This window comes from Agrobacterium sp. 20P9.1.2 (assembly GCF_057799395.1).
The window spans coordinates 21,769-34,084 of record NZ_JBYOKI010000009.1 but is presented as its reverse complement, the minus strand read 5'-3'; the positions used below and the strand labels follow the sequence as shown (position 1 = coordinate 34,084).

10 protein-coding genes are annotated in these 12,316 nt (G+C 53.5%); 8 read left to right on the top strand and 2 right to left on the bottom strand.

Annotated features, from left to right (window positions below; all coding sequences use genetic code 11):
• Nucleotides 1-58: 58 nt before the first annotated feature.
• From AC27VJ_RS20540 to AC27VJ_RS20520, 5 genes are all read left to right on the top strand, one after another.
• A complete protein-coding gene (locus AC27VJ_RS20540; RefSeq protein WP_488685566.1) occupies nt 59-1,330 on the top strand; it encodes a glycosyltransferase family 4 protein in 1,272 nt (423 codons plus the stop codon).
• The gene (locus AC27VJ_RS20535; RefSeq protein ID WP_488685565.1) at nt 1,327-2,304 is read left to right on the top strand and encodes a glycosyltransferase family 2 protein; all 978 of its coding nucleotides are present in this window, start codon (nt 1,327-1,329) and stop codon (nt 2,302-2,304) included. Before AC27VJ_RS20540 ends, AC27VJ_RS20535 begins: the two co-directional genes overlap by 4 nt.
• Nucleotides 2,305-2,361: 57 nt before the next feature.
• Nucleotides 2,362-3,588, top strand: coding sequence for a GNAT family N-acetyltransferase (locus AC27VJ_RS20530; RefSeq protein WP_488685564.1), 1,227 nt, complete (start codon nt 2,362-2,364; stop codon nt 3,586-3,588).
• Nucleotides 3,589-3,875: 287 nt separating this feature from the next.
• Nucleotides 3,876-5,309 carry an O-antigen ligase family protein gene (locus tag AC27VJ_RS20525; protein ID WP_488685563.1) on the top strand — a complete coding sequence of 478 codons (1,434 nt, stop codon included), beginning with the start codon at nt 3,876-3,878 and terminating at the stop codon, nt 5,307-5,309.
• Between the two features lie 269 nt (nt 5,310-5,578).
• The gene (locus AC27VJ_RS20520) at nt 5,579-6,352 is read left to right on the top strand and encodes a LuxR C-terminal-related transcriptional regulator (RefSeq protein WP_488685562.1); all 774 of its coding nucleotides are present in this window, start codon (nt 5,579-5,581) and stop codon (nt 6,350-6,352) included.
• 107 nt (nt 6,353-6,459) lie between these two features.
• On the opposite strand, the gene AC27VJ_RS20515 is transcribed toward AC27VJ_RS20520, so the two are convergent.
• Nucleotides 6,460-7,137 (bottom strand): sugar transferase, encoded by a 678-nt coding sequence (locus AC27VJ_RS20515; RefSeq protein ID WP_488685561.1) that lies wholly within the window; start codon nt 7,135-7,137, stop codon nt 6,460-6,462.
• A gap of 88 nt (nt 7,138-7,225) precedes the next feature.
• Nucleotides 7,226-8,152 carry a glycosyltransferase family 2 protein gene (locus AC27VJ_RS20510; protein ID WP_488685560.1) on the bottom strand — a complete coding sequence of 309 codons (927 nt, stop codon included), beginning with the start codon at nt 8,150-8,152 and terminating at the stop codon, nt 7,226-7,228.
• Between the two features lie 494 nt (nt 8,153-8,646).
• Here AC27VJ_RS20510 and AC27VJ_RS20505 point away from each other — a divergent pair, with 494 nt between their 5' ends.
• The 3 genes from AC27VJ_RS20505 to wecB all read left to right on the top strand — a co-directional run bounded on the left by AC27VJ_RS20505 (nt 8,647) and on the right by wecB (nt 12,312).
• The gene (locus AC27VJ_RS20505; protein WP_488685559.1) at nt 8,647-10,176 is read left to right on the top strand and encodes a GumC family protein; all 1,530 of its coding nucleotides are present in this window, start codon (nt 8,647-8,649) and stop codon (nt 10,174-10,176) included.
• 13 nt (nt 10,177-10,189) lie between these two features.
• Nucleotides 10,190-11,053, top strand: a complete 864-nt coding sequence (locus AC27VJ_RS20500; RefSeq protein ID WP_488685558.1) for a CpsD/CapB family tyrosine-protein kinase — start codon at nt 10,190-10,192, stop codon at nt 11,051-11,053.
• A 74-nt stretch (nt 11,054-11,127) separates the two neighbouring features.
• Nucleotides 11,128-12,312: a non-hydrolyzing UDP-N-acetylglucosamine 2-epimerase gene (gene wecB / locus AC27VJ_RS20495; protein ID WP_488685557.1), complete on the top strand. Its 1,185-nt coding sequence runs from the start codon at nt 11,128-11,130 to the stop codon at nt 12,310-12,312.
• Nucleotides 12,313-12,316: the final 4 nt, after the last annotated feature.

Sequence of the window (12,316 nt, the reverse complement as noted above, 5' to 3'; positions counted from 1 at the left end):
ACAGGCGGGAATAACCGACCGGTTCGCACCTAGCTCAAGGAAGCGGAGAGTTAAACACATGCGTCTCCTCGTTTATCCGCACGAGCTGTCAATCGGTGGAAGTCAGATCAATGCTATCGACCTAGCTGCGGCAGCCGCTGCTGCCGGGCATGACGTGATCGTCTACGGGGTTCCCGGACCTCTCGTTGACTATATCGCCGAACGCGGACTTCGGTTTATTCCGGCGCACACTCTCAAGTATCGGCCTGCACCTTCGCGTATTGCACAATTGACTGCGATTGCCCGGAGACATCGCATCGATCTCATTCACACATATGAATGGCCGAGCTGCCTTGACGCCTATTATGGTGCCTCTCTTCTGCTGAACGTACCGATTGTGTGCACGGTGCTTAGCATGGAGGTCATGCCCAACATACCTGCTTCCGTTCCGTTGATCATGGGAACTCAAAATCTGGCTATCGAGGCGCGCAAAAGGCAAAAAAATGGCGTGTGGGTGATTGAGCCACCTATCGACGTTGTCCGCGACAATCCAGATATCGATGGATCGGCATTCCGTCGCAAGCATGCGGTATCGCCGAACGAATTTCTCATCGTGAGTGTATCGCGGCTAGCTATCGACTTGAAACTGGATGCTCTTGTTCGCGCTATAGATGCCGTCGACAAGCTCTCTCGTTCATGCCGGTTAAGGCTTATACTGGTCGGCGATGGCCCTGCCCGCGATGCCTTGGAAGCCAGAGCAGCGGCGGTCAATAGTCGGCACGGTAGGGAAATTGTGCGTCTTGCTGGCCAGGATTTGGATCCGCGGTCGGCATATGCCGCCGCTGATCTTGTTGTCGGCATGGGAAGTTCTGCTCTGCGAGCGCTCGCCATGGGGATACCCCTCATCGTCCAGGGCGAGGAAGGCTTCTCGGAGATATTCGAGCCGGAGAGCTATGACCTGTTTCTAAAACAGGGGTTTTATGGAAGAGGAGATGCGCAGGCCGGTCCTGAACGCCTCGCGGAGCAGATCCACGCTCTTTTCCGCGAACCGGATCTACGGCTAGAACTTGCTCGCTATGGTCGTCGGATCGTTACAGAGCGCTTCAGCGTAGAGCGCGCCAACGCTTTGCAGCTCGCGATCTACCACCAAATCCTCAGCACCCCCCCGATGAGACGTCCTTCCGAAGCTTTCAGGTCAGCGCGAATGTCTCTCATGGTCGAGATCGATAATCACAATCCCCTTCGTAAACGGCAGAAGCGACGAGTTCAACTGAACCTTCTCAATGCGGCGCGGTGTGGGGACTGGCCGCCTGACAAGATGCTGGATCGTGCCTGGACATCACCGGCATGACGATATCCGTCATACTGCCAACCTATAACCGAGGCGCCACTCTGCTCGCAGCGATAAACAGCGTTATGACTCAGTCTTATTCCGACCTAGAGTTGATCGTCGTTGATGACGGGTCAACGGAGGACGTGGAGAGCATTGTCTGCGGCATTAGCGACAGTCGGGTAAAATATGTGAAGCGCCAGCAAAACGGTGGTGCCGCGGCGGCTCGCAACACGGGACTGGAGCACGCAAGCGGCGACTATATCGCTTTCCAGGACAGCGACGACTTGTGGTTACCGGGAAAGCTTCAGAAGCAGCTCGCATTGTTTTCAACCATGCCCAGCCACATCGGCGTGGTTGTCGGGGCAAAGATCCTTTACGGCCGTGACGACGATTGGAATTTCGGCCCGGGGCGTGTGGCCTATGCGCCTCGTCCAGAGGGACGATTGCGCATCGACGAGGATCAACTTGGCCATCTTCTTACGGAAAACCGTATAAGCCTCCAGAACGCCCTGTTTCGCAAAAGCTGCTTTCCCACGGTGAAGTGGTTCGATAGCTGCGCCAGAGCCAATGAAGACTGGGGCTTTGCCATCCAGCTCGCCAAGTTCACCACAATTTACGAAGACATCGAGCCGGTTGTCCTGGGGTTCATTTCCCAAGACAGCATATCGATGAACCGACGAAAGCAAATGATCGGGTTGATGCGTATCCTCAGGCACAACAGGGATGCGCTGTCTGTCAGAAGGAAGCAGCGATCCATCATGCTGATGGATGTTGGAAGTTATTTGTTCAACGTAGGAAAGCGAAGAAGCGCTATGACGTTTCTTCTCGCTGCCCTGATCGATCATCCCCCGCACATCGGCTTAATGAGCTGGGCTTTCGTAAGGAAAATCTTCAAGCACGGACGTCGGACTGTGGTGAAAGCCTCCAAGCTGGCGCCGAACGTTCATTCTTCAGAATTGGTGGCACGCACGAAAATCAAAACCGTTTACTGAGCACTACGTTGTCGCGAAGACGCAGACAGGCCATTGGCCACACCGGAGGTATCTTTCTTGCATAGTGGTTCTGCAACGCAAAAGGTCTCGAATTCCCTAAATGCGGTTACGGTCAGTGTCGCGACGAGCTTGACTGAGGTTGAGGCGCTTAGGAACATTTGGAGCGCATTTGCGATTACCGACATAGATGCGGAAATCGACTACTTCATGACCGTCGTTGGCAGTGACCACCAGATCATGCCGCATGTGATGCTTATTCGACGCCCCAACGCGCCAGATCTTATGGTCATCGCCCGCCTGCAAACGGTATCGATGCCGCTAAAGCTTGGCTATAGCGTGCTAGGCCGCATATCGCTGCGCGCGCTGATCGTCTCGTTCGATGGCATTCTGGGAACCCGGAATCGGGAAGACGAGGACCTTGCTTTTTACTGCCTTCGCCAGGCGTTGAAAAAAGGCACAGCAGATATCGTCCACATGCGTAACATCGATGTCGGCAGTGACCGGTATGCTGCGGCTGTGGCATCTACTCCCCTCCTAATGCGAAGCTGTGGCCAGCCCGCGTCTCATAGATGGGTGGCGGACATTCCCGGTTCCTACGACGAATTTCTTGATAACCGCTCGTCAAAGACCCGCAAGAAACTACGCTGGCACGATCGTGCATTGAAGAAAAGCTTCACAAACAATCTGCAACTACGCCGTTTCAGCCGACCTAAAGAGCTCTCGGAACTCTGCCGCGACATGCAGAAAATCGCATCGAGTTCCTATCAGGGGGGGCTAGGTGTTGGATTTTCAGGCAGTCCGATCGAAATGGCACTCATCAGGCTTGGCCTACGCAAGGGCTGGCACCGAACATGGATACTCTATCTGAAAGACCAGCCGGTGGCGTTCTGGACCGGCTTCGCATATCGAAACACGTTTTACGTCAACACCCCTGGCTTCGATCCGGATTTTGCGAAGGATTCCGTGGGGCGATTCACAATGCTTGGTATGATAGAGGATTTGTGCCGCGAGCCGGAGATAACGCGCCTAGACTTCGGCCAGGGCGAGGCTGAATACAAGGCTGCTTTTGGGATAGATATTCGTCTCGAACGCGAAATACTGCTGACTGCGGCACGCCCGCTGCCTTTCTTTTTGATGATGACCCACTCGCTTTTTTCTGTCGTCAACAATCAGGCGCGCGGATTGGCGAGTAAGTCGCTGTGGGTCCGCAACCTCAAAACCCTGTGGCGCAGAAGCAAGGCATCTCCCGAAAAAAGCCAATCGGACTCCGCACTTGAGGACTGACCATTGCAAAATCGGAGTAGCACACGACGCGACTACGGCTTTTGGCGGACTAGAGGCATCCAAACGAACTATTTGAGACGTGAGTTGGCCGTCTGGCGTACGGCGGAAGACAGTCTACCTCCCTACCCCTCACACCTGTAATCTTAGTATTGGCCGGTTGATTGGGAGCCTTAGGACACTCGTGCGCGCTGTTTGGTCTGCGAAGGCAGACTAGACACATGGATTGAAGCCGTTTGCACGCGGATCCGAAAAGCATGCACCCGCTTGTCTTTTGAAGGGGCAATGTCGTGAACGAAACTTTGGTTGGTCAAGGCGTGTCAAGACCGTTGCGCGGGACTATCAGAAATAGCGCGCAAACCCAAAGGACAGGATTAGCCTGGCCAGCCCGTATTCTTCTGATATCCCTGTTTCTGCCATGGACGTGGCACCTCGGTTCCGTCGCCGTCCCACCCTATCGGCTCGTCTTAGTAATTATGGTTTTACCCTGTCTTTTTCGCTGGATCACTGGACGGGCAGGCCCGATCCGTGCGGCCGACATTACCGTGCTGCTATATTGTTTCTGGTGCGCTGTAAGCCTGATCGTCAATCACGGGTTTGAGGGCAGCATCACGCAGGCAGGGACACAATTTGTCGAAACCGCCGGCGCTTACTTCGTTGCGCGATGCTTTATTCGCAGTGCGGATGACTTCCGGGAAGCAATTCGGCTTTTGTTCATTATCGTGATGATTTTATTCCCCATCGCAATTTCGGAAGCCGTGACCAACCGCAACCTTCTGCTTGAGGCTCTATCCACCTTCCTTCCCATACCTCCGATTGCCGAAAATGAGATGCGTTGGGGTTTGCGAAGGGTACAAGCCGTGCTCGAGCATCCCATTTTGTTTGGCGTGGTCTGCGGAAGCATCATGGCGATGGTGCATCTCACACTCGGCTACGGCGAAAAAGCTGGCAAACGTTGGCTCCGAACCGGGCTCGTGGCGGCTACCGCGTTTCTCAGTCTCTCTGCAGGTCCAATCACCGCCCTTGCAGCTCAGGGCCTGTTGTTATTGTGGAATTGGGTGTTACGACGGTACGAGCATCGATGGTGGCTGTTAGGCACGGGCTTATCGACCCTATGGATTCTCATTTCAATTGCGGCCAATCGATCCGTCCCGAACATTTTTCTCACCAATTTTTCTTTTGACGTTGATTCTGCTTATCACCGCATTCTGATCTGGACATTTGGATCGCAGTCCGCGCTTAACCACCCGTTCTTCGGTGTCGGATTTAACAGATGGGACCGTCCAAGTTGGATGCCGAATAGCATAGATATGTTTTGGCTGGTCCATGCCGTCCAGTATGGAATACCGGCCGCAATATTGATGCTGCTGATATTTTTGCTGCCGGTCGTGACCATTGGTCTATCCAAAAGTCGCGATGATAAGTTGGTGCAGTATAGAACCGGCTACATGATCACTATGTACAGCTTCTTTCTGGTGGGGTGGACGGTGCATTTCTGGAATGCAACTTATGTCCTTTTTATCTTCCTGTTGGCCGCAGGTCTCTGGATACTGGACGTACCGCAAATGGGCACCCAATCGACGGCAATTGTCCCACGCACAAAACGCAAATCTGATCAAAGAGTTGGCCCACCAGTCGTTGATCACACGAAAGTGGAGCGGAACAGAAGGATCCACCCATATCAGATACGTCGAACGAACGTCATATCTGCCAAACTTCGTTGACACGAACAACTCTGCATCGGAACTGCGCTGGCTCTGCACAAAGAGTTAAAGAAGCCAAAACCTAAATATTGCAATAAAAAATAAAATAAAATATTATTTTACGTTTATATAAATTATCTGATACTCATTAAATATTGGATTAGCTTTATGTCTTTGAACTGAATGTTGGATAGCAACAAATAAGCGATAAGTTTTCTCCTTTAACTTCCAAAGTATTGTCGAATTCGCATCCTGCGGCGGCCTACACGTAAATTAGAGGAGGTTGACTAATGAAGCTGCCAGCAGATGACGATGGCGAGGGCAATCCTCGGTCAGATTACCACCCCATTGCCAGCGGCGGGCAAGATCGTCGAGCTGATGATATACCGCATGGCAGATCCTTGTTGATATTGGATGACCGCGCTTTAGACAGGCAATGTCTCGCTTACTGTATAGCTGTGCAGAACAAGGATTTTGAAATCCTATCATTCGCATCCATAGTCGAATGGGAAGCAAGCCAGGCGAGTTATCCGCCCGTTGCTGCCATATTGCTAAATCTCGGCGGCAAGAAAGCAAGCGATCCTGACGTCATGAGCGAGGTAAGAAAGCTCTGCTCCACGCTGAAAGCGCCAATTATCGTGCTTGCTGACAGCGCTGATCTGCATGATGTCCTCAGCGCACTGGAATGCGGAGCGAAAGGTTACATCCCCTCGTCCGTCAACATAGATGTATGCATCGAGGCGGTAGCGCTTTCGATTGCAGGAGGAATCTTCGTACCAGCCAGCAGCATCTTAGCGATGCAGCAAGCGGAGGCCGGAAGTCCCGTTGCCCGTCCGCTGGATGGCTTGTTCACCGAACGCCAAGTCGAAGTGGTGGAAGCACTACGTCGCGGCAAGGCCAACAAGATCATTGCATTCGAACTAAAACTTCGTGAGAGCACGGTCAAAGTTCACATTCGTAATATCATGAAAAAACTAAAGGCGACGAACCGCACGGAAGTTGCCTATAAGCTAAAGGACTTTTCCCCCGTAACGGTTAACCAGTCCGACCTGGATGATGAATAGAGGTTGCTTCGGCAGAGTCGAATTTTTTGCTTTGATAATGCCGCCACCCAATAAGGGCTTGCAGATACAGGCCTGATCAAAATGGCATCTAATCCAGCATGTCGAGGTCAAAGCCCGGTTCCACTCAACACGACAAAGGGCGTTCTCCAGATGATCCACAAGTCCATGCTCAATGAAATGAAAGCTGAATAACGGCTATCATACTTCGCACGCTCGACGAATGTACATCCATTACGCTCGCTTATTTGCCAAAGACCTGTCAGACCTGGACGCAAGTCGAAATAGGCTGTGTCTGGGTAATGCGCCCGCTGTTGAGGCAGCATCGGTCGCGGTCCTACAACGCTCATGTCCCCTACGAAAACGTTGAATAGTTGAGGCAACTCGTCCAACGAGTATTTGCGCAAATATCGCCCCAGCCAGGTGATACGCGGGTCTCTTTGCAGCTTTTGCATCGTTTCCCACTCTTTGCGAGCAGCAGGTGTCCGGGCAAGATGCTCTTCTAGCAAACGATCCGCATCAGGCACCATCGATCTAAGTTTCCAAAGATGATAAACTACGCCGCCCTTGCCGACGCGAGGTTGCGAAAAGAATGCTGGCCCACCATCTCGTTTGATCATCACCGCACATAGCGCGATGATAATGAGCGCTGGCACCGCGAACACCATGGTCAACAACAGATCCATGAGCCTTTTGGCCAAGAGGTAATAGTTTATGGAAATGTAATCATACAGTTCGTCAGGAAAATCATCTTCAATATAGACGGCGTGATTGGTCGCGCTACTCACCACGATGGTTCTCCTGCTTTGTGAACGAGACGGCATGTAAGACTGATCGACGCAGTGACGGTCGCGGCGGGCGTGACTGAACGCCCGGTTAAGGCTCCTTGCGGTTCCAGTTATTGACGAGACCACTCGCGTCTCCCTCTAACGCGACACAAAGCATCCTCCACGCCCGGTAAAGCCGAACGCGCGTCAGACAGGAAAAAGCGAGCCAACGGTTACGTGCTCCTCGAACACGATCGGTGCCAAGTATCTTGATGCTTTCCGCAATCGGAGATGCTGCGATGGCGCCAGCCCGCAAAAGCCACTTGATCATTGCGCCCGAGCCACCCGCGGTCGTTTCACTGAATTCGTGAGCGATGTGACGGTCCCATCTGCGCGCAAGTTCTGCGAATGCAGCGCAGGAGGGCGTCACCACCTTCGCCTCAGGCAGAAAAACCGCTTTGTACCCCGCTCGAGTAGCTCTTTGACCCCAGTCGGTATCTTCCATGATCGCAATTCCGCCGAACGGGCCGTTGGTCTGGAAAATCTGCTTCCAGACAGCCATGTTGCCCGTCGCCGCAAATCCGTGGTGCTCCACATAGGCACGTGCGTTATAGGCGTAGATGCTCTCGTAGCACTCGATTGCTGTCAGCCGCAGTGCATTTGCAGGTCGAATCTGAATGTCACCGCCGCCGAAAGCGGTTCGTCCGTGGCATGCCATCCTCTCGACGATAGCGGCAACCCAGCCCGGCTGCGCGACGCAATCGGCGTCAATGAATGCCAATAATTCTGCGTTTGCTGTCCGAGCACCCAAGTTGCGCGCAGGACCTGGTCCAGGAATGGGTTCGCGTAAGAGCCTGAGGTCATCGATGCCGGCACATACGTCATGCGGCATAACCCTGGATCCGTTGTCCACGACAACGATCTCGAAGGATATCTGATGCGTACGTTGCGACACGAGAGCTGCGAGGCAACGGCGAAGGTCGTCAGGCTCATTCAAGTGCGGCACTATCACACTTAACTGGAAAGGAGATGGCATTGAACAGGCTTCTCAGAAGGAGTTTCCATTAGGCCTCCCAAATGTCACGGAAGCCTGGGTGCTGCCGCCATATGAAGTGATTTGCAGGCATCAGCGAAGCCAGGATGAACTGCCGGGGACAGCCCGGTAAGATGGCTATATGGCTGCGCCAAGGCTGAAACATTAACCGAATATTAAGCATTCGGATGGCCCGACCTTCGATGTAGCCAGCCTAGCTACCGCTTTCGAGGCAGAGAGACTGGGGCAGATATCGTTGGCGGCACACTTTTGATGACGTGGGTCATATTCGCTGAACCAACCGCTCCGTGACTTGCAAAATAGACATATGCCGGTGACTTCCGGTTTGCCATACAGCGCGCGCGTCAACCGAAGGGATGACCCACTAAGACATGATGCGTATCACGGATGCAAATGTAACAACTTCCATTACATCATGACATGTCCGAGTGTGAGTTGGGATCCGTATCGCGACCTCAACAAAGAGATATCCGCTCATGCTGAATATCGACTTCTATTTTTACTGGAACATTCTCCTAAGACGACTGAGATACGTGGCAGGTATAGTCTTCGTGTGCTTGTGCGTCGCAATAGCTGTAGCGTACTTACTTCCATCCGTTTACAGCTCAAGCGCCAGGATACTTGTCGAGGCGCCTCAGATACCAGCAGAAATGGCACGATCAACGGTTCCGGTGGGGGCCGTCGAGCAGTTGCAGATCATCCAGCAGCAGATTACGTCACGCGATAACCTTCTGGAATTGGCAAGCAAGCTTGGCGACGAACCGGGCTTCAAAATGAACCGCTATGGCGAAGACGTTGTGCGGGAGATGCGCTCGCGCATTGTGTTTGACCAAGTATCTCTCGGCGATCAAGGCGGCGGAGGCACGATGGTTTTCAGTGTTTCATTTCTGGCTGCCAAGCCGGAACTAGCTGCAAAGATTGCCAACCAGCTCGCCACGATGATCCTAGGAAGCAATCAACGGCAGCGAACGGACCGGGCTGGAAATACCTTCCAGTTTTTCAATCAGGACGTTTCTCGGCTGGTTTCAGAGCTGAACCGTCTTGAGGCGGATATCCTGAAATTCAAAACCGAGAACCGCAACTCACTTCCGGAAAGTCTCGATTTTCGTCGCAGTCAACAGAGTGCATTGCAGGACAGACTGATCTCGCTGGAACGAGACGAAGCCGACCTTCGAACTCGCCGCGGTAACTTGGTTGCAGGCTATTCTGATGGGGATCTACAGCAAGGCTCGACCCCGCTAACATCGGAACAGCAGACCCTTGCCAGTCTGAAGCGGGCCTCTGCGGAACAACTCGCGCTATTTTCGGAAACCAGCCCGAACATCGTCGCGCTACGGGCACGTGTTGCCGATATCGAACGCAGCATCGTGGACATGCCAACGACAGGCAATCAAAAAGGCGAACGACGAGAAGCAGCACAGGGCGGCCGGATGGGTCTAAACCTTCAGCTTTCCGACATCGACAATCGGCTCGCGACGATTGACGTCGAAAAGCGGGACACTGCAATGAAGATGGACGAGATGACAAGCTCGATCGCGAATACGCCAGCTACGGAAACGGCGCTCAATTCCCTGACCCGCAACCGGGAAAGCCTGCAGGTCCAGTACAATGCCGCCACTGCACGTCGTGCGGAAGCTTCTATCGGCGAGCAGATCGAAATGCGGGCGGACGGCGGACGTTTCTCTTTGCTAGAGGCAGCAATCCCGCCTGAAACTCGTCTCAGCCCGAAACGCACGCGGATTCTTGCTATTGGTGGAGCGGCTGGATTGGTGCTCGGACTGGCCTTAGTTGTCCTTCTCGAATTGCTGAACAAGAAGGTTAGAAGCCCGGCCGAGTTGGTGCGCCTGCTTCAATATGAACCTTTCGCCATCGTCCCGGACATGAAACCCGCACGACGCCGCGCAAGATTGGTTGATAGGGCTGCTGCTCTCCTCAAGCACCTTACCGTCTTTCTGTCGTCGGGCAGACCGCCATCAAACCGCCGACGGCGGCCTTACACCGGCTAGGAGAAAAATCACCTTGATTTTCGACCCATTGATCTCAGTGGCATACGCCACACCCGAAACAGCGCTTCAATCAAGGAAGAATTTGGCCATGGATCATTTTCCCCGACAGCTAGGAGATCCCCTTTGGTTTAGAAGCACGGAGAAAACGGCTCAGCAAGCTGTACACTCGTCCTCGAGTTTATCGCTCGACCACACCTGGAAAGATCTCGAGGTCGTCGACGTTGACAGGGATCGGCTTGAGCGTAGCCACATCGTGACTCTGCACCGTTCCGATCCTACGCACACGACATTCGATATGATGCGAACGAAGACCCTACAGACCCTTAAAAAGAACGAGTGGACGTCGATTGCAATAACCTCCCCCACTCCGCTTTGCGGCAAGACGACCGTCGCGCTGAACCTTGCGTTTAGTCTTTCTCATCAACTTGATTGCCGCACGGTCTTGATTGATTTCAATATGAAAACGCCTGGCTTCGAGCAGTTCCTCGGCGTCAGTGCGCCTTTCTCGATTCAAGATTTCCTTTGCGGCAGCAGTTCGTTGGAGCAAGCATTTGTCCGTTTTGGCGAAAACCTGGCGATAGGAACAACGAGCAAAACCGCCGAGTTTTCGGCAGAGCTTCTTCAAAGTTCAGAAACCGCCCGGGTTCTCAAGGAGATGAAGTTAAAGCTGGCGCCAGACGTCATCATCTATGACATGCCGAAGATGTTGGGAGGCGATGACGTGACAGCATTCCTGCCGAATGTTGATTGCGCCCTTTTGGTCGCAGCCGCTGAACACAGCACGTTCGACGAGATCGACCGCTGCGAGCGGCATCTATCGGAGCGAACAAACCTGCTTGGCGTGGTTTTGAACAAGTGCCTTTTCGACGTGGGCTAATGCGCCGCGACGAAACCTGAAGACAAGACAACTCTCGACTTCATCGCCCCGCTGGTCACCGGAAGGAATTCACGTTGCGCAAGATTCTCGTTGTCTACGGCACACGTCCTGAAGCCATCAAAATGGCGCCGCTCGTTGATGCTCTCACCCAATCGCTGCATTGCATTCCGATCGTTGCGGTGACAGGTCAGCACCGCGAGATGCTCGATCAGGTCAACAGCATGTTTGGTATCCGCCCGAGCTACGATCTCGACATCATTACTGCATCACAAAGTCTCGAACAGATTACAGGTAGGGTTCTCGATGGTGTCTCGAAAATAATTGCCCTAGAAAAGCCGGATGCGCTCATTGTCCAAGGTGACACCTCGACGTGTTTTGCCGGCGCGCTGGCAGCTTTCTATCGCAAAGTTCCACTCCTCCACCTCGAAGCGGGCCTTCGCACAGGCAATCGCCATAACCCGTTTCCCGAGGAAATCAACCGCCGCCTGACGACGCAATTGGCAGCGCTTCACCTTGCTCCGACTAGGACCTCCCGCGATAATTTGTTGAAGGAGGGTGTGAGCGCGCAAGATATCGTCGTCACCGGAAACACGGTCATCGACGCATTGCTGCATGTATCAGGAAAAAATCGCCCTCTTGAGAACCTGAATCTCGAGCGCATCATGAATGGGCGAAGTGTCTTGATTACCGTCCATCGACGGGAGTCCTGGGGTGAGCCTATGGCGCAGACTGCACGCGCAATCGCACGATTGGCGGTCATGTTTCCAGATGTATCGTTTGTGCTTCCCGCCCACCTCAATCCCGCCGTACGCTCCGTTCTGCTGCCTCCGCTTGCTGGCCTGAACAATATTCTCATCACCGAACCGCTCGTTTACTGTGATTTTATCAATGCTATGCGGAACTGCTCGATTGTCCTGACCGATAGCGGTGGTGTCCAAGAGGAAGCGCCAACGTTCGGAAAACCCGTGCTTGTTATGCGTGACACGACGGAACGACCCGAAGCCGTCTCGGCGGGTACCGTTCGGCTTATCGGAACAGATGAAAGCCGCATTGTCGAGGAAGTTTCGAACCTTCTTGTCAATCCGATAGCCTATGAGGCCATGGCCCGCGCCATAAACCCCTACGGCGACGGAAAGGCCGCGCAACGCGCGGTGCAGGCGATCGATCATTTTTTCGGAATCGGTGAACGGCCAGCAGAGTTCGGTTCTGGGCCTATCTATCAAGAAATGGATGATCAGGCGCACGGGTTTGCCGCATAGAGAA